Source organism: Pseudomonas sp. PvP009 (genome assembly GCF_017832995.1).
GTDB lineage: Bacteria > Pseudomonadota > Gammaproteobacteria > Pseudomonadales > Pseudomonadaceae > Aquipseudomonas > Aquipseudomonas syringae.
On sequence record NZ_JAFIBG010000001.1, the window covers coordinates 2,067,183 to 2,085,326 of the forward strand.

Annotated in this window: 15 protein-coding genes; 9 read left to right on the forward strand and 6 right to left on the reverse strand. The window is 58.2% G+C overall.

Annotated elements, in window-relative coordinates:
- Window positions 1-3: 3 nt before the first annotated feature.
- A complete protein-coding gene (locus tag JOE29_RS09200) occupies window positions 4-909 on the reverse strand; it encodes a LysR family transcriptional regulator (protein WP_017278765.1) in 906 nt (301 codons plus the stop codon).
- A gap of 303 nt (window positions 910-1,212) precedes the next feature.
- Here JOE29_RS09200 and JOE29_RS09205 point away from each other — a divergent pair, with 303 nt between their 5' ends.
- Window positions 1,213-2,094 carry an alpha/beta hydrolase gene (locus JOE29_RS09205; RefSeq protein WP_210080007.1) on the forward strand — a complete coding sequence of 294 codons (882 nt, stop codon included), beginning with the start codon at window positions 1,213-1,215 and terminating at the stop codon, window positions 2,092-2,094.
- A gap of 152 nt (window positions 2,095-2,246) precedes the next feature.
- Here JOE29_RS09205 and JOE29_RS09210 read toward each other — a convergent pair whose 3' ends face one another.
- Window positions 2,247-4,469 (reverse strand): NADP-dependent isocitrate dehydrogenase, encoded by a 2,223-nt coding sequence (locus tag JOE29_RS09210; protein ID WP_003395699.1) that lies wholly within the window; start codon window positions 4,467-4,469, stop codon window positions 2,247-2,249.
- Window positions 4,470-5,089: 620 nt separating this feature from the next.
- Window positions 5,090-5,365, reverse strand: a complete 276-nt coding sequence (gene cspD, locus JOE29_RS09215; RefSeq protein ID WP_003317956.1) for a cold shock domain-containing protein CspD — start codon at window positions 5,363-5,365, stop codon at window positions 5,090-5,092.
- Between the two features lie 224 nt (window positions 5,366-5,589).
- Between cspD and clpS the strand changes: the two genes are divergently transcribed.
- Together clpS and clpA are read left to right on the forward strand one after the other, a co-directional pair.
- On the forward strand, window positions 5,590-5,952 hold the full coding sequence (gene clpS / locus JOE29_RS09220; RefSeq protein ID WP_003317955.1) for an ATP-dependent Clp protease adapter ClpS: 363 nt from the start codon (window positions 5,590-5,592) through the stop codon (window positions 5,950-5,952).
- Between the two features lie 30 nt (window positions 5,953-5,982).
- The gene (clpA, locus tag JOE29_RS09225) at window positions 5,983-8,256 is read left to right on the forward strand and encodes an ATP-dependent Clp protease ATP-binding subunit ClpA (protein ID WP_003317954.1); all 2,274 of its coding nucleotides are present in this window, start codon (window positions 5,983-5,985) and stop codon (window positions 8,254-8,256) included.
- A gap of 117 nt (window positions 8,257-8,373) precedes the next feature.
- On the opposite strand, the gene infA is transcribed toward clpA, so the two are convergent.
- The 3 genes from infA to aat form a co-directional block, all read right to left on the reverse strand.
- Entirely contained in the window at window positions 8,374-8,592 is a 219-nt protein-coding gene (infA, locus tag JOE29_RS09230; protein ID WP_002553999.1) for a translation initiation factor IF-1, read from the reverse strand.
- A 101-nt stretch (window positions 8,593-8,693) separates the two neighbouring features.
- Window positions 8,694-9,401 carry an arginyltransferase gene (locus tag JOE29_RS09235; protein ID WP_003317953.1) on the reverse strand — a complete coding sequence of 236 codons (708 nt, stop codon included), beginning with the start codon at window positions 9,399-9,401 and terminating at the stop codon, window positions 8,694-8,696.
- A 48-nt stretch (window positions 9,402-9,449) separates the two neighbouring features.
- Window positions 9,450-10,139: a leucyl/phenylalanyl-tRNA--protein transferase gene (gene aat, locus JOE29_RS09240; protein ID WP_024648659.1), complete on the reverse strand. Its 690-nt coding sequence runs from the start codon at window positions 10,137-10,139 to the stop codon at window positions 9,450-9,452.
- A gap of 468 nt (window positions 10,140-10,607) precedes the next feature.
- On the opposite strand from aat, the gene ftsK reads away from it, so the two are divergent.
- The 6 genes from ftsK to cysG all read left to right on the forward strand — a co-directional run bounded on the left by ftsK (window position 10,608) and on the right by cysG (window position 18,120).
- Entirely contained in the window at window positions 10,608-13,013 is a 2,406-nt protein-coding gene (ftsK, locus tag JOE29_RS09245) for a DNA translocase FtsK (protein WP_003343466.1), read from the forward strand.
- Window positions 13,014-13,089: 76 nt separating this feature from the next.
- Window positions 13,090-13,713, forward strand: a complete 624-nt coding sequence (gene lolA, locus JOE29_RS09250) for an outer membrane lipoprotein chaperone LolA (protein WP_003371767.1) — start codon at window positions 13,090-13,092, stop codon at window positions 13,711-13,713.
- An 18-nt stretch (window positions 13,714-13,731) separates the two neighbouring features.
- A complete protein-coding gene (locus JOE29_RS09255; protein WP_003411647.1) occupies window positions 13,732-15,054 on the forward strand; it encodes a replication-associated recombination protein A in 1,323 nt (440 codons plus the stop codon).
- The gene (gene crcB, locus JOE29_RS09260; protein ID WP_003317947.1) at window positions 15,054-15,428 is read left to right on the forward strand and encodes a fluoride efflux transporter CrcB; all 375 of its coding nucleotides are present in this window, start codon (window positions 15,054-15,056) and stop codon (window positions 15,426-15,428) included. Before JOE29_RS09255 ends, crcB begins: the two co-directional genes overlap by 1 nt.
- Window positions 15,429-15,444: 16 nt before the next feature.
- Entirely contained in the window at window positions 15,445-16,725 is a 1,281-nt protein-coding gene (serS, locus tag JOE29_RS09265) for a serine--tRNA ligase (RefSeq protein WP_003317946.1), read from the forward strand.
- Window positions 16,726-18,120, forward strand: a complete 1,395-nt coding sequence (gene cysG / locus JOE29_RS09270; RefSeq protein WP_003426143.1) for a siroheme synthase CysG — start codon at window positions 16,726-16,728, stop codon at window positions 18,118-18,120.
- Window positions 18,121-18,144 lie beyond the last annotated feature (24 nt).

Here is an 18,144-nt window from a genome sequence, read left to right on the forward strand (position 1 = left end):
AGCTTATTGTTGCTCGAACTGCAGATCATGCCTCAGGGCGCTGACGCAGAAGTCCACAAAGGCTCGCACTTTGGATGAGCGACGACGGCCCTCCAGGTAAACAACGTGAACCGGTTCCGGGATTATTTCGAACGTCTCCAGAACACACTTGAGCCTGCCTTCCTGCAGGTGCTCGCGTATCTGATAGTACGGCACCTGGGTCAGTCCCCAGCCCTGTAACGCAGCGCTGATCGCCGCCTGATAAGACGTCAGACTGAGTCTTGAGGCGACGTCTACTGAATAATTCTTGTCATCGATCCGGAAAAGCCAGTGAGGCGAGCGTTCGGCGGTGGTGGTTGAAACTGTGGAATGCTGTCGCAAATCGTCGGGATGCTGCGGGGCTCCATGCTTTTCGAGGTAGGCAGGGGAGGCGCAAACCATGCGCCGCACGCTACCTGTCGGGATTGCGGTAAGAGACGAATCGGGCAGGGTGCCGATCCTGACCGCCACGTCGACGCCCTCATCGAGCATGGACACTACCCTGTCGACCAGAATGGCACGGATGTCCACGGCCGGAAACCGCTCGAGAAAGCTCGTCATTACGGGCACGACATGCAGCGCGCCGAACATCTGAGGTGCGGTGACCGTCAGCAGGCCGCCTGGCAACGCATGCAAGCCGCCTGCCGCGCTTTCAGCCTCATCAAGGTCGGCAAGCAATCGACGGCAATCAGCGGCGAAGCGCTGGCCCGCCTCGGTGAGCCGCATATTGCGAGTAGTGCGCACCACCAGAAGGATGCCCAGGCGGCTCTCCAGGCTCGCGACAGCCCGGGTTACCGTAGCGGTCGACAGGCCAAAGTGGCGGGCCACCCCGGCAAAACTGGTTTGCTCGGCAAGTGCGGCAAAAAGCGTCATTTCCTGAATACGGTCCATAGGCTGCCTGCTTGCCACGAGAGATGCGAAATCCTAACAGCATTTCATAATCTGAAATGGTGAATTGATTTTTGCGGTGATTCTGCAGTCTGTGCGCAATGATTAGGATGGCGACTCATTCATCCAGCCCGGTCAGACTCTTCTATGAAAAATTTCGGTTCAGCCGACGCTGAAAATGCCGCATCCGGTGTCAGTCGGCGCAAGGTTTTACAAGCGTCAGCGTTAGGCGCTGCTTCTGCTCTCGGGGCGTCGTTGGTGAGCGCCGCTTCTGCAAGCAATAAACCTCTATCCAGGGAAAATGCAATGAACATTGATGATGCCTTCCGCGTGACGTTTCACACTCAGCAGGTAGGAGACGTCAATGTGTTCTATCGCGAAGTCGGAGCTAAGGACGCCCCGGTGCTTCTGTTGCTTCATGGTTTTCCGAGTTCCAGCCACATGTTTCGCGACCTGATGCCCTTGCTGGCGAGTCAGTACCGCCTGATCGCTCCCGACCTGCCTGGATTCGGTAATACCAAGGCTCCACCGCGCGGGCAGTTCGATTACACATTCGAAAACCTTTACAAGGTGATCGAGCGCTTCACCGAGGCACTGGGCCTGAAGAAATACGTGTTATACCTATTCGACTATGGCGCACCGACAGGTTTGCGGCTCGCAGCGGCGAACCCGGAAAAGGTTACTGCAATCATCAGTCAGAACGGCAACGCCTACCTGGAAGGATTCAGCGATCAATGGGGCCCGTGGCAAGCCTATTGGCGCGAGCCTTCGGCAGCCAATCGCGAAGCCTGTCGCGCCTCGTTGTCACCGCAAGTCATCCGGGACTGGCAATATGGTACGGGAGCCGATCCTGAAAAGCTTTCTCCCGATGGCTACAACCTCGACATTATGTATATGGCGCGGCCGGGCGCAGAGGAGATCCAGCTTGACCTGATTCTTGACTACCGCAGTAACGTAGCGGCTTACCCCTCGTTTCAGGAATACTTGCGCAAATATCAGCCTCCCTTGCTGGCGGTCTGGGGCAAGCACGATCCTGCGTTCATACCGCCTGGCGCGCATGCTTATCGCAAGGACGTCCCGGCTGCTGAAGTGCATCTGCTGGATGCAGGGCACTTTGCATTGGAAACACACGCGCCTGAGGTCGCCGAATACATTCGCGACTTTCTTTCGCGCACACTGAAAAGCTGAAGGGATAAATGGTGTGCTTGAGCGAGCATCTCCCTGGCGCCCGCGCTTACTCAGGTAGCTGAAATTTTTCATGGATAAAAAAATCCCCGACAACAGGCCGGGGATTTTTTTGTGAGACGGTGCATTTTTTATGCACCGCCTCGGATTGCCTCTTACAGCGCGGCGATGGCCGCGTTGAGCGTGGCGCTCGGGCGCATGGCCTTGCTGGTGACTTCCGGGTTAGGGAAGTAGTAGCCACCAATATCCACCGGCTTGCCCTGAACGGCGTTCAGCTCGGCAACGATTTTTTCTTCGTTGTCGGTCAGGGTCTTGGCCAGAGGTGCGAACTGCGCCTTGAGGTCTGCATCGTCGTTCTGAGCAGCCAGTGCCTGAGCCCAGAACAGGGTCAGGTAGAAGTGGCTGCCGCGGTTGTCGATACCGCCTACCTTGCGCGAAGGCGACTTGTTGCGGTCCAGGAACTCGCCAGTGGCCTGGTCGAGGGTCTTGGACAGAACCAACGCTTTCGGATTGTTGTAGGCATGGCCAAGATGCTCGAGGGACGCTGCCAGCGCCAGGAATTCGCCCAGCGAATCCCAGCGCAGGAAGTTTTCCTCGACGAACTGCTGCACGTGTTTCGGAGCCGAACCACCAGCGCCGGTTTCGAACAGACCGCCGCCGTTCATCAGCGGAACGATAGACAGCATCTTCGCGCTGGTGCCCAGTTCCATGATCGGGAACAGGTCAGTCAGGTAGTCGCGCAGAACGTTGCCGGTCACCGAAATGGTGTCCTTGCCTGCGCGCGTGCGTTCCAGGGTCAGCTTCATCGCGTCGACAGGTGACAGGATCTGGATATCCAGGCCCGACGTGTCATGGTCGCCCAGGTACTTGCGCACTTTCTCGATCATCACGCTGTCGTGGGCGCGGGACGAGTCCAGCCAGAAGATAGCCGGGGTGTTGCTGGCGCGGGCACGGTTGACGGCCAGTTTCACCCAATCCTGGATCGGTGCGTCCTTGGCCTGGCACATGCGCCAGATATCGCCGGCTTCGACGTTCTGTTCCATCAGCAGGTTGCCCTGGCTGTCGGTTACGCGAACCACGCCGTTGGTCTGAATGTGGAACGTCTTGTCGTGGGAGCCATACTCTTCGGCCTTCTGAGCCATCAAACCGACGTTCGGTACGCTGCCCATGGTGGTCGGGTCGAATGCGCCATTTTTCTTGCAGTCTTCGATGACTGCCTGATAGATGGTGGCGTAGCAGCGATCCGGAATGACCGCCTTGGCATCGTGCAACTGACCGTCTGTGCCCCACATCTTGCCGGAGTCACGAATCATTGCCGGCATCGAGGCGTCGACGATGACGTCGCTCGGCACGTGCAGGTTGGTGATGCCCTTGTCGGAATTGACCATCGCCAGCTGTGGACGAACGGCGTAGACCGCTTCGATGTCAGCCTTGATTTCTGCCTGCTTGTCAGCGGGCAGGGCAGTGATGCGTTCGTACAGGTCGCCGATGCCGTTGTTCAGGCTGAAGCCGATCTGCTTGAGCGTATCGGCGTGCTTGGTCAGCGCGTCCTTGTAGAACTCGTCGACGATCTGGCCGAACATGATCGGATCGGAGATCTTCATCATGGTGGCTTTCAAGTGCACCGAAAACAGAACGCCCTGCTTGCGAGCGTCTTCGATTTCGGCAGCAATGAAACTGCGCAGGGCCTTGGCGCTCATGACCGAGCAGTCGACGACTTCGCCCGCCTTGACGGAGGTTTTTTCCTTCAGGACGGTGGTGGTGCCGTCCTGGGCGACGAGTTCGATCTTGACGGTGTTATCGGCTGCGATCTCGGCAGCTTTTTCGCTGCCGTAGAAGTCGCCGTTGCTCATGTGTGCAACGTGAGCCTTGGAGTCAGCTGACCAGGCGCCCATCTTGTGCGGGTGCTTGCGCGCGTAGTTCTTGACCGACAGCGGGGCGCGGCGATCGGAGTTGCCTTCGCGCAGAACCGGGTTCACGGCGCTGCCCTTGGTCTTGTCGTAGCGTGCGCGGGTTTCTTTTTCCGCGTCAGTGGCAGGGTTTTCAGGGTAGTCAGGAATGTTGTAGCCCTGATTCTGAAGCTCCTTGATGGTCGCCTTCAATTGCGGGACCGAGGCGCTGATGTTAGGCAGCTTGATGATATTGGCCTCTGGCGTAGTGGCCAGTTTGCCCAGCTCGGCGAGATGATCCGGCACTTTTTTGTCGGCAAGCAATTCCGGGAAGCTGGAAAGAACACGGCCCGCCAGAGAAATGTCGCGTGTTTCCACGTCGATATCAGAGGTTGCCGTGAACGCTTCGATAATAGGCAGCAGGGAGTAGGTGGCGAGGGCCGGAGCTTCGTCGGTGAAGGTGTAGATGATCTTCGAGCGGTTGGACATTCGTATTAACTCTCTTTTGCTGAGCATGCACAAAATCTCGATACGCGCATTCTAAGCGCGCTTGCCCACGGTTCGGCCATGAGCCAGGTCGAGGTTTATTCGCGGTGATGTTGGGTGCATCAGTCGAGCGTCAAGCTGTCGGGTCAGGTAGCAGCCCGACGCATAAGGAAGGCCGAGGGTCAGAATTCGGACGGGTCGGCCTTGATGACTCTGCGGTCACGGCGCGAGTATATCAAACCATTGGCACCAAGCATTAATGCTATGCGAGCTATCGAAAAATGAATATCCGCCGTTGGTCGAACGCGCAGTCCTCCAGGCAGCTGTCTGGAATGGTTGGCATGTGGGGGCTGGCACGCCTTGAGGCGGGGGGGGCAGATGGTGAGGGCGGATTTTCGTTGTTCAGGACGACTTGGGGTAGACGAACGGAACGTTCTGGATTGGAGTCTGGGTATCCGCGGTGCAATAACCGCTAATTCGACACCCTGTGGAGCGTGACGGATATAAACAGACCAATGTCCCTGTCTTTTTACGTGTCCGGCAAAGCTCATTGCATGTTTCTATTGATTCGGCTGGCTCTGATGGCTGCCGCTATAGATCCAATCACTTTTTCAACATGAGTATCAGGCGTCCGCGTGAGCGTGGTCCTGCTGGTGCAGCGGATGTGTTTCTTTTGCCGGATCCAGCTTTTTATCTTCCAGGCCTTTGATTTTTACAGCATGAAGCCCTTTTGGACCTTGGGCGACTTCAAATCTGACTTTCTGGCCAGCCTTTAGAGTTTTGTAACCGTCCATTTCGATGGCCGAGAAATGAGCGAACAGATCCTCGTCATTGCCTTCAGCGTTTATGAACCCAAACCCTTTTGCATTGTTGAACCACTTGACTTTTCCTTCAATCATTACCATCTCCCTCTGCAAAGGACTCCGTCAGGAGTATCATCCACTTCAATCCGCTGCTCACCCAAAAAATTTTGGTTGACTGCGCGGACCCTTTTTACCCAATGTGGGCTCTATTGTTTGTAACACCGTTTAGCTGATAGTCAAGGTCATGTGGCAGCCCATTTAAAAACCGCCCAGACTGCGACTAAATTGCTCAATCCGCCCTCAAACGAACATTTCTTTCCATGCATGCATTCAGCAAGATTCGACTAACATTCAATCAGGATGATCCGCAGTCGCACGAGGACGACTCGGCGGGCATTGCGGTGCAGGACGCCAAGCCGGCCCTGCAGGCGCCACCGATGTACAAGGTGGTTTTATTCAACGATGACTACACCCCGATGGATTTCGTCGTAGAAGTACTCGAGGTGTTTTTTAACCTGAATCGTGAGCTGGCCACCAAAGTCATGCTGGCCGTCCATACAGAGGGACGGGCAGTCTGCGGATTGTTTACCCGTGACATCGCCGAGACCAAGGCAATGCAGGTCAATCAATACGCCAGGGAGAGCCAGCATCCGCTACTCTGTGAGATCGAGAAGGACGGTTAAACGCCGACCACTTGGGTATGAGGTGAAGCTATGTTAAACCGTGAGCTCGAAGTCACCCTCAATCTTGCCTTCAAGGAGGCACGTTCGAAGCGTCATGAGTTCATGACGGTCGAGCATCTCCTGCTGGCTCTATTGGATAATGAGGCTGCAGCCACTGTCCTGCGTGCCTGCGGCGCAAACCTCGATAAACTCAAGCATGATCTGCAGGAGTTCATCGACTCCACCACTCCGCTGATCCCCGTTCATGACGAGGACCGCGAGACACAACCGACGCTCGGGTTCCAGCGCGTGCTGCAGCGGGCAGTCTTCCACGTGCAGAGCTCAGGCAAGCGCGAAGTGACCGGCGCCAACGTGCTGGTCGCGATTTTCAGTGAGCAGGAAAGCCAGGCCGTATTTCTGCTCAAACAGCAGAGCGTGGCCCGGATCGATGTCGTCAACTACATCGCCCACGGTATCTCCAAGGTGCCAGGGCACGGCGAACACTCTTCTGAAGGTGAACAGGATATGCAGGACGACGAGGGCGGTGAAGCATCTTCCTCAGGCAATCCTCTGGATGCCTATGCCAGCAATCTGAACGAGTTGGCACGTCAGGGGCGCATCGATCCACTGGTCGGCCGCGAAAGCGAAGTCGAGCGGGTGGCACAGATTCTGGCTCGTCGTCGCAAGAACAACCCTTTGCTGGTCGGTGAAGCGGGTGTCGGTAAAACGGCCATCGCTGAAGGTCTGGCCAAGCGCATCGTCGACAATCAGGTACCTGACCTGCTTGCCAATAGCGTCGTCTACTCGCTCGACCTGGGTGCGTTGCTGGCCGGGACGAAATACCGCGGCGATTTCGAGAAGCGCTTCAAGGCGTTGCTCAACGAACTGCGCAAGCGTCCTCAGGCGATCCTGTTCATTGACGAAATCCACACGATCATCGGTGCTGGCGCAGCTTCCGGCGGGGTAATGGATGCTTCCAATCTGCTCAAGCCGTTGCTGTCCTCCGGCGAGATCCGTTGCATCGGTTCGACCACCTTCCAGGAGTTTCGCGGGATTTTCGAGAAGGATCGTGCCTTGGCGCGTCGTTTCCAGAAAGTCGATGTGTCCGAGCCTTCGGTCGAGGACACCATCGGTATTCTGCGTGGCCTGAAAAGCCGTTTCGAGCAGCATCACAGCATCGAATACAGCGACGAAGCCCTGCGCGCTGCCGCAGAACTTGCATCGCGCTACATCAACGACCGTCATATGCCTGACAAGGCCATTGACGTGATTGATGAAGCGGGTGCCTACCAGCGTCTGCAGCCGGTCGAAAAGCGCGCTAAACGTATCGATGTGCCCGAGGTTGAAGACATCGTTGCCAAGATCGCGCGTATTCCGCCAAAACACGTCAATAGCTCCGATAAGGAACTGCTGCGTAACCTGGAGCGCGATCTCAAACTCACGGTGTTCGGGCAGGATGCGGCCATTGACTCGTTGTCGACGGCGATCAAGCTGTCTCGCGCAGGTCTCAAGTCGCCTGACAAACCGGTCGGTTCGTTCCTGTTCGCCGGTCCTACGGGCGTCGGCAAGACCGAGGCGGCTCGTCAGCTGGCCAAGGCACTGGGTGTCGAGTTGATCCGTTTCGACATGTCCGAGTACATGGAACGGCATACCGTTTCCCGTCTTATCGGTGCGCCTCCGGGCTATGTCGGTTTCGACCAGGGCGGTCTGCTGACCGAGGCCATTACCCGCCAGCCGCATTGCGTGCTGTTGCTCGATGAAATCGAAAAGGCTCACCCGGAAGTCTTCAATCTGCTCCTGCAGGTGATGGACCACGGTACGCTGACCGACAACAACGGGCGCAAGGCGGATTTCCGCAATGTGATCGTGATCATGACCACCAACGCCGGGGCCGAGTCTGCTGCGCGCGCTTCGATCGGTTTCACGCATCAGGACCACTCGTCTGACGCGATGGAAGTGATCAAGAAGAGCTTCACGCCGGAGTTCCGCAACCGTCTGGATACCATCATTCAGTTTGGTCGCCTCAGCCACGAAGTCATCAAGAGCGTGGTCGACAAGTTCCTCACCGAACTTCAGGCCCAACTGGAAGACAAGCGCGTACTGCTCGAAGTGTCCGAGGCGGCGAGAAGCTGGCTGGCGCAGGGTGGTTACGATGCGGCAATGGGTGCCAGACCGATGGCTCGCCTGATTCAGGACAAGATCAAACGGCCTCTCGCCGAAGAGATTCTGTTCGGCGAACTGTCAGAACATGGCGGCGTGGTGCACATCGATATCAAGGATGGCGAGATCACCTTCGATTTCGAAACCACGGCAGAAATGGCCTGATAGCCGACGCCTCGCCCCGCATCATTGATGGATGCGGGGCAGGCCGAGGACATCGACTGTAAAAAACAGGCATACAAAAACGCCCGGCTTATGCCGGGCGTTTTCGTTAATGCCTGTTTAGCGAGCGCGGTAGGTGATGCGCCCTTTGCTCAGGTCATAGGGCGTCAGCTCTACGCGCACTTTGTCACCGGTCAGAATACGGATGTAATTCTTGCGCATCTTGCCGGAGATATGCGCGGTTACGACGTGCCCGTTTTCCAACTCCACGCGAAACATGGTGTTGGGCAGGGTGTCGACGACAGTGCCTTCCATTTCGAAGCTGTCTTCTTTCGACATGCAGTAAAGCCCTCGGTATACAAATGAGTGGCCCGGTGCAAGTGGCGCCAGGCAAAAGCGGCGTGCATTGTGCCCGAAAAAACCAGTTTAAGCCAAGGGGTTCAATACAGAGTGACCCATCTTTGATTGGTGAGCAGCTCGATGGGGCGATATTGGGTCTTGTAATTCATCTTTTTGCAGTTCTTGATCCAGTAGCCGAGGTACACCGCCTGCAGTTGCAGCCTGGCAGCTTCGGCGATCTGCCACAAAATCGCGTAACGGCCCAGACTGCGGCGTTCTTCATCGGGTTCGTAGAACGTATAGACCGCTGAAAGCCCGTTGGGCAGCAGGTCGGTGACGGCAACTGCCAACAGGCGTTGATCGACACGAAATTCGTAAAAGCGCGAAAAGGGCAGGTCGCGGACCAGAAAGGTCGAAAATTGCTCGCGACTTGGCGGGAACATGTCGCCGTCAGCGTGCCGTTGTTCAATATAACGCCGATAAAGATCGAAATATTCCTGAGTGAACACTGGTTTGGCGCTTTGCACCTGAATGTCGGCATTGCGTTTCAGAATGCGTTTTTGCTGGCGGTCGGGGACGAAGAGGCTCACCGGAATGCGTGCGGGCACACAGGCGCTGCAGTTCTGGCAGTGCGGGCGATAGAGGTGATCACCGCTGCGGCGAAAACCCATGTCCGACAGGTCGGCATAGACCTGTACATCCATTGGCTGGCTGGGGTCCAGAAACAGGGTCGTCGCCTGCTCTTCGGGCAGGTAACTGCACGTGTGCGGTTGAGTGGCATAAAACTTCAGCCTCGCCAGCTCTGTCATGGTCGTCGCCTAATGGTGAATCCTTACCCATGAGTGTATGCCAGCCTGTCAAACTCGCCTAGCTGACCAGTTGGCGTCGGTCGGCTGGTCCAGATGGCGGGACAGGTAATCGGCGAACGTCTGCCGAGGAATGGCGCGCGCGCCGAAGCTGTGCAAATGTTGAGTGGGCATCTGGCAATCGATCAACACAAATCCCCAGTCAGTCAAATGCTCTACCAGCGTGGCAAAGCCGACTTTCGAGGCGTTGTCTGCCCGGCTGAACATCGACTCGCCGAAAAACAGCTGGCCCATTGCCAGGCCGTACAGCCCGCCGACCAGTTCATCCTGATCCCAGACCTCGACGCTGTGCGCGTGGCCACGGCGGTGCAACTCAACGTAGGCCGCCTGCATCGAGCCGGTTATCCAGGTTTCGTTGGCGTAGCTTCGAGGCGCAGCGCAGGCCTTGATCACGCTGGCAAAATCCTGATCGAAGGTCACCCGATAGCGCGACTGGCGCAGAACCTTGCCGAGGCTTCGCGAGACATGGAGTTCTTCAGGAAACAGCACGGTGCGCGGATCGGGAGACCACCAGAGAATCGGCTGACCGTCCTGAAACCAGGGAAAGCAGCCATGTCGATAAGCGCTGATCAGGCGATCGGCCGACAAGTCTCCGCCTGCGGCAAGTAGACCGTTGGGTTCACGGAGGGCTTTTTCCAGTGGGGGAAAATCGAGGCTGTTGCGGGTCAACCAGGTCAGCATGGCATCACAACTTTGCGGAAGGGGAGGGCGCACCTGTCTGTGTGTGCAACTCTGTGCGACAGGCGTGGTCACAAGCGGTTGTCATTATGGCGCGTACCTTGTGCATGCGGTAGGGCGTGAGCCTCGCAACGGTCGCGTGGCCGCTCAAGTTGCAGACCGTTGACAGAAACACGCCATAAGCCTTTGTCACAAAACGCAATGCATGCTCAAATTGAACATCGTCAGTGAAGGTGAAAGCGTGTTCCGTCTTGCGGAACCGTCTGAAGTGGATCTGGTGTGTTTTCGTACAGACTCAAGTGGCTGTAAAACCGTACAATGCCTGTTTTGGGCGTTATCATTCAAGCGTCTGTCGACAGGCTTTCCCGCTGTCTGCGCTCCCTGTCCATGCGGGAGCAGTCAGTGCCGTCCGACAGCCGTTTCTGGTCAATCAACGAGATGTTCGCGCTATTGCGCAGGAAATAAAGCGTTTTGAAGAAATCCACCCCAGCACCCAGCGCTGTCCCGCTTTGGCGACAGCAATTGCACTACCGGCTCAAGGAAGGGGCCCTGATCGCCTTTGGCGCACTGTGCCTGTATCTGATGATGGCCTTGCTGACCTACGATCAGAGCGATCCCGGCTGGAGCCACACCAGCAGCAATGCGGCACAGGTGCAGAATGCCGCAGGGCGTGCAGGTGCGTTCTGTGCCGATATTCTGTTCATGATTCTGGGCTATTTCGCCTACATCTTCCCGCTGTTGCTGGCGATCAAAGCCTGGCAGGTCTTTCGCCATCGCCATGAGCCATGGCAATGGAGCGGCTGGCTGTTTTCCTGGCGCCTGATCGGTCTGGTGTTCCTGATCCTGGCGGGCGCTGCGCTGGCGCATATCCATTTCCATTTCTCGGCCGGCTTCCCAGGCTCGGCAGGCGGTGTGCTGGGCGAAGTGCTCGGCGATCTGGCCAAGAAAGCGCTGAATATTCAAGGCAGCACCTTACTGTTCATTGCCCTGTTTCTGTTCGGCCTGACCGTGTTCACCGACCTGTCCTGGTTCAAGGTGATGGATGTCACCGGCAAGATCACCCTCGACCTGTTCGAACTGTTTCAAGGCGCTGCGAACCGCTGGTGGACTGCCCGCGCCGAGCGCAAGCAGATGGTTGCGCAGTTGCGTGAGGTGGACATGCGCGTCAACGATGTGGTGGCGCCTGTGGCTCCCGATCGTCGCGAGCAGGCCAAGGCCAGAGAGCGACTGGTTGAGCGTGAAGCGTCGTTGAGCAAACACATGACCGAGCGCGAAAAGCACGTGCCTGCGGTCATCGCGCCAGCGCCTTCGAAGCCTGTAGAGCCCAGCAAGCGCGTCATGAAGGAAAAGCAGGCGCCGCTGTTCGTGGACAGTGCAGTGGAAGGCACGCTTCCGCCGATTTCCATCCTCGACCCGGCAGAGAAGAAGCAGCTCAACTATTCCCCAGAGTCTCTGGCGGCCGTCGGTCATTTGCTGGAAATCAAGCTCAAGGAATTCGGTGTGGAGGTCTCGGTAGACTCCATCCACCCCGGTCCGGTCATTACCCGCTACGAGATCCAGCCCGCCGCCGGCGTCAAGGTCAGCCGCATTTCCAACCTCGCCAAGGACCTTGCGCGCTCGCTCGCCGTGACCAGCGTTCGTGTAGTCGAGGTGATTCCGGGCAAGACCACCGTCGGTATCGAGATCCCCAACGAAGATCGCCAGATTGTGCGCTTCTCCGAGGTGTTGTCGACTCCCGAATACGATAACGCCAAGTCGCCTGTCACCTTGGCCCTGGGCCACGACATCGGCGGCAAGCCGGTGATTACCGATCTGGCCAAGATGCCCCACCTGCTGGTAGCCGGTACGACCGGTTCCGGTAAATCGGTGGGTGTGAACGCCATGATCCTGTCGATCCTGTTCAAGTCCGGCCCGGAAGACGCCAAGCTGATCATGATCGACCCGAAGATGCTCGAACTGTCCATCTACGAAGGTATTCCGCACCTGTTGTGTCCGGTGGTCACCGACATGAAGGACGCCGCCAACGCCCTGCGCTGGAGCGTTGCCGAGATGGAGCGTCGCTACAAGCTGATGGCGAAGATGGGTGTACGTAACCTGTCCGGCTTCAATCAGAAGGTCAAGGAAGCTCAGGATGCCGGCGAGCCGCTTGCCGATCCGCTGTACAAGCGCGAAAGTATTCATGACGAAGCGCCGCTGCTGAGCAAACTGCCGACCATCGTCGTGGTGGTGGACGAGTTCGCCGACATGATGATGATCGTCGGCAAGAAGGTCGAAGAGCTGATCGCGCGTATCGCCCAGAAAGCACGTGCTGCGGGCATCCACCTGATTCTCGCCACCCAGCGTCCGTCGGTGGATGTGATCACCGGTCTGATCAAGGCCAACATTCCAACGCGTATGGCATTCCAGGTATCGAGCAAAATCGATTCGCGGACCATCATCGACCAGGGCGGCGCCGAACAACTGTTGGGCCACGGCGACATGCTGTACATGCCGCCAGGCACCAGCCTGCCGATTCGTGTGCATGGCGCGTTCGTTTCCGACGAAGAAGTGCATCGTGTGGTAGAAGCCTGGAAGCTGCGAGGTTCCCCGGACTACAACGACGATATTCTCGCCGGTGTCGAAGAGCCCGGCAGCGGCTTTGATGGCGGTGGCGGCGAAGGCAGTGAAGACAGCGAAAGCGACGCGCTTTACGATGAGGCCGTCAAGTTCGTGCTGGAAAGCCGTCGCGCTTCGATTTCTGCCGTACAGCGCAAGTTGAAGATCGGCTATAACCGCGCAGCGCGCATGATCGAAGCGATGGAAATGGCAGGGGTCGTGACCTCCATGAATACCAACGGTTCGCGCGAAGTCCTGGCCCCCGGGCCGGTGCGCGACTGATTTTTATCACCCCGTATTGCGGCGACGGCGTGCACGCCACGCTGTCGCATCATCATCGACTTCAAAGAGGAATCCCATGCGCCTTATCCGCATGCTGTTGGCCACTGCACTGACCTTCTCCATGATCCCCGCCCATGCCGACAGCAAGGACGTGGCGCGCCTGACCCAGTTGCTGGAGAAATCCCAGACCCTGACCGCCCGCTTCTCGCAACTGACGCTGGACGGTGGCGGTACCCAGTTGCAGGAAACCACCGGCGAAATGGCCCTGCAGCGCCCCGGCTTGTTCAACTGGCATACCGATGCGCCACAGGAGCAGTTGATGGTCTCGGACGGCAAGAAAGTCTCGCTGTGGGACCCTGATCTGGAGCAGGTCACGATCAAGAAGCTCGATCAGCGCCTGACTCAGACTCCAGCCTTGCTGCTGTCCGGTGATGTATCAAAGATCAGCGAAAGCTTCGACATCACCGCGAAAGAGGCGGGTGGCGTGATCGATTTCGTGCTCAAGCCCAAGACCAAGGACACGCTGTTCGACAGCCTGCGTCTGTCGTTCCGCAACGGCATCATCAACGACATGCAGTTGATCGACAGCGTAGGTCAGCGCACCAATATCCTGTTCACCGGGGTCAAGGCCAACGAGTCGATCGCAGCCAGCAAGTTTCAGTTCCAGATTCCCAAGGGTGCTGATGTCATTCAAGAGTAAAAGGGCCGATTTCTGACCATGGACTTGTTCAGCCGCGAACCGATAGCTCAGCCTCTGGCTGCACGTTTGCGTGCTACCAACCTGGATGAGTATGTCGGCCAGGAACACGTGCTTGCCCACGGCAAGCCTCTGCGTGAGGCGCTGGAGCAAGGCGCACTGCACTCGATGATTTTCTGGGGCCCGCCCGGGGTGGGCAAGACCACCCTGGCGAAGCTGCTGGCCAAAGTGTCGGACGCGCACTTCGAGACGGTTTCGGCGGTGCTCGCCGGGGTCAAGGAAATCCGTCAGGCCGTTGAAGTCGCCCGGCAGCAGGCCGGACAGTACGGCAAGCGCACCATCCTGTTTGTCGACGAAGTGCACCGCTTCAACAAGTCACAGCAGGATGCCTTCCTGCCTTATGTCGAGGACGGCACGCTGATCTTTATCGGCGCGACCACCGAAAACCCCTCGTTCGAACTCAACAACGCCTTGTTGTCCCGGGCGCGTGTCTACGTGCTCAAAAGCCTGGACGAGGCGGCGCTGCGCAAGCTGGTCAATCGTGCCCTGACCGAAGAGCGCGGGCTGGGCAAGCGGCAACTGGCCTTGAGCGATGAGGGGTTTGCGATGCTGATGTCCGCCGCCGATGGCGACGGTCGGCGCATGCTCAACTTGCTGGAGAACGCCTCGGATCTGGCCGAAGACGGCAGCGAAATCGATGTCGGGCTGCTGCAGAGCCTGTTGGGTGACAGTCGACGCCGCTTCGACAAGGGCGGCGAGGCGTTCTACGACCAGATATCGGCACTGCACAAGTCGATTCGCGGTTCCAATCCCGACGCGGCCCTGTACTGGTTTGCGCGGATGATCGACGGCGGTTGTGATCCGCTATATCTGGCGCGCCGCGTGGTGCGCATGGCCAGTGAAGATATCGGCAATGCCGATCCTCGTGCGCTGCCGTTGTGCATGTCCGCTTGGGATGTGCAGGAGCGCCTTGGCAGTCCCGAGGGAGAGCTGGCGGTCGCGCAGGCTATTGTCTATCTCGCCTGTGCGCCAAAAAGCAACGCGGTCTACATGGCGTTCAAGGCGGCTATGCGCGAAGCAGGTGAGCACGGTTCGCTGGAGGTTCCGCTGCACTTGCGCAATGCGCCTACCAAGCTGATGAAGCAGCTAGGTTATGGCGAAGAATATCGCTATGCCCATGATGAGCCCGATGCTTATGCAGCTGGCGAAGACTACTTTCCGGACGAGCTGGAGCCACGGCAGTATTACCAGCCTGTGCCTCGCGGTCTGGAGCTCAAGATCGGTGAAAAGCTCAGGCATCTGAACGCATTGGACGATGCCAGCCCTCGCAAGCGGAGAAAGTGATGATTCAGACTATTCTTGCGGTGTCGATTGCCGGGATCGCTGGTACATTATTGCGCTTTGCGACAGGCACCTGGGTCAGCGCCAACTGGCCTCGTTATTTTTATGCGGCGACGCTGGCGGTCAACATCGTCGGGTGCCTGATCATCGGTGTACTGTACGGACTGTTCCTGCTGCGTCCGGAAGTGCCCATCGAAATTCGTGCCGGCTTGCTTGTCGGCTTTGTAGGCGGTCTGACGACCTTTTCATCCTTTTCACTGGATACGCTGCGCCTGCTGGAAAGCGGGCAGGTACCGCTGGCCCTCGGCTATGCCGGTATCAGCGTATTCGGCGGGCTGCTCGCAACCTGGGCTGGCCTGTCCCTGACCAGACTTTGATAGACGAGAGAACGATATGCTCGATTCCAAACTGTTACGTACTCAACTTCAGGACGTAGCGGATCGCCTGGCTTCCCGTGGTTTCACGCTGGATGTGGCGCGCATTGAATCGCTGGAAGCCCAGCGCAAGGTAGTGCAGACCCGCACCGAACAGCTGCAGGCCGAGCGCAATGCACGTTCCAAATCCATTGGTCAGGCCAAGCAGCGCGGCGAAGATATTGCGCCGTTGATGGCTGATGTCGAGCGCATGGGCAATGAGCTGAGCGAAGGCAAGGTCGAGCTGGATGGCATTCAGGCCGAACTGGATGCGCTGGTGCTGAGCATTCCGAACCTGCCCCACGAGTCCGTGCCGGTCGGTGCCGACGAAGAAGGCAACGTCGAAGTACGTCGCTGGGGTACGCCGACGTCATTCGATTTCGAGGTCAAGGATCACGTTGCGCTGGGCGAGAAGTTCGGCTGGCTGGATTTCGAGACCGCAGCCAAGCTGTCCGGCGCGCGCTTTGCGCTGCTGCGTGGCCCGATCGCGCGTCTGCACCGTGCCCTGGCACAGTTCATGATCAATCTGCACATCAACGAGCACGGCTACGAAGAGACTTACACTCCGTATCTGGTGCAGGCACCAGCGTTGCAGGGCACAGGTCAGTTACCCAAGTTCGAGGAAGACCTGTTCAAGATCTCCCGCGAAGGCGAGGCCGATCTGTACCTGATCCCGACTGCCGAAGTGTCGCTGACCAATATCGTGTCGGGTGAAATTCTCGATGCCAAACAGCTGCCTCTCAAGTTTGTTGCCCATACCCCTTGCTTCCGCAGTGAAGCGGGCGCGTCCGGGCGTGATACCCGCGGCATGATTCGCCAGCACCAGTTCGACAAGGTCGAGATGGTCCAGATCGTTGCGCCTGACGACTCCATGGCCGCGCTCGAGTCGCTGACCGGCAACGCCGAACGCGTCCTGCAACTGCTTGAACTGCCTTATCGCACGCTCGCGCTGTGCACCGGCGATATGGGGTTCAGTGCGGTGAAGACTTACGACCTGGAAGTCTGGATTCCGAGCCAGGACAAATATCGCGAAATCTCTTCCTGCTCCAACTGCGGTGATTTCCAGGCGCGCCGCATGCAGGCGCGCTGGCGTAACCCTGAAACCGGCAAGCCGGAGCTGGTCCACACCCTCAACGGGTCGGGCCTGGCGGTAGGCCGCACACTGGTGGCAGTGCTGGAGAACTATCAGCAGGCGGACGGTTCGATTCGTGTGCCTGAGGTGCTCAAGCCGTACATGGGCGGCCTTGAGGTCATCGGTTAAATGGAATTTCTGCCGCTGTTCCATAACCTGCGTGGCAGTCGTGTGCTGGTGGTTGGTGGCGGTGAAATTGCCCTGCGCAAATCACGCCTGATTGCCGACGCCGGTGCAGTGCTGCGCGTGGTTGCGCCGGAAATCGAGGCGCAACTGAGCGAGCTGGTTGTCCAGAGCGGCGGTGAAATGATCCTGCGCGGCTACAGCGAATGCGACCTTGATGGTTGCGTGCTGATCATTGCTGCGACGGATGATGAGCCGCTCAACGCTCAGGTGTCACGCGATGCCCGCTTGCGTTGCGTTCCGGTCAACGTGGTTGACGCCCCGGCGCTGTGTACGGTGATCTTTCCGGCCATCGTCGACCGCTCGCCCTTGGTGATTGCCGTGTCCAGTGGCGGCGATGCGCCGGTGCTGGCGCGTTTGATTCGCGCCAAGCTGGAAACCTGGATTCCCTCCAGCTACGGGCAGCTCGCCGGACTGGCTGCGCGCTTTCGCAATCAGGTCAAAGGCCTGTTTCCGAATGTGCAGCAGCGCCGAGCGTTCTGGGAAGATGTTTTTCAGGGCGCCATTGCCGACCGCCAGCTGGCCGGGCAGGGTGCTGAAGCCGAACGTATGCTGATCGCCAAAATTGCTGGCGAGCCGCCTTCTGAGACCGGTGAGGTCTATCTGGTCGGTGCGGGTCCAGGTGATCCGGATTTGCTGACTTTCCGGGCCTTGCGCCTGATGCAGCAAGCGGATGTGGTGTTGTATGACCGCCTGGTCGCGCCAACGATTCTTGACCTGTGCCGTCGTGATGCCGAGCGTGTCTACGTTGGCAAGCGCCGTGCGGAGCATGCCGTTCCGCAGGAACAGATCAACCAGCAACTGGTTGCACTGGCAAAGCAGGGCAAGCGAGTGGTGCGTCTGAAGGGCGGTGATCCGTTCATCTTCGGCCGTGGCGGCGAGGAAATCGAAGAACTGGCGGCGCATGGCATACCGTTCCAGGTAGTGCCCGGCATCACCGCTGCCAGCGGTTGCGCAGCATATGCGGGTATACCGTTGACGCACCGTGATCATGCGCAATCGGTGCGTTTCATCACGGGTCACTTGAAAAACGGTACGACAGATCTGCCCTGGTCAGATCTGGTAGCGCCTGCGCAAACACTGGTGTTTTACATGGGGCTGATCGGTTTGCCGGTTATCTGTGAGCAGTTGATCCGGCACGGTCGCTCTGCCGACACGCCTGCTGCACTGGTCGAGCAGGGCACCACCGTCAATCAGCGTGTGTTCACAGGGACCCTGGCAAACCTGCCGCAACTGGTTGCCGAGCATGATGTTCATGCACCGACGCTGGTGATTATCGGTGAGGTGGTCAAGTTGCGTGAAAAGCTGGCGTGGTTCGAGGGCGCTCAGGCGACTCTCTGATGCCAATGATGGGTAGCCCGTCCG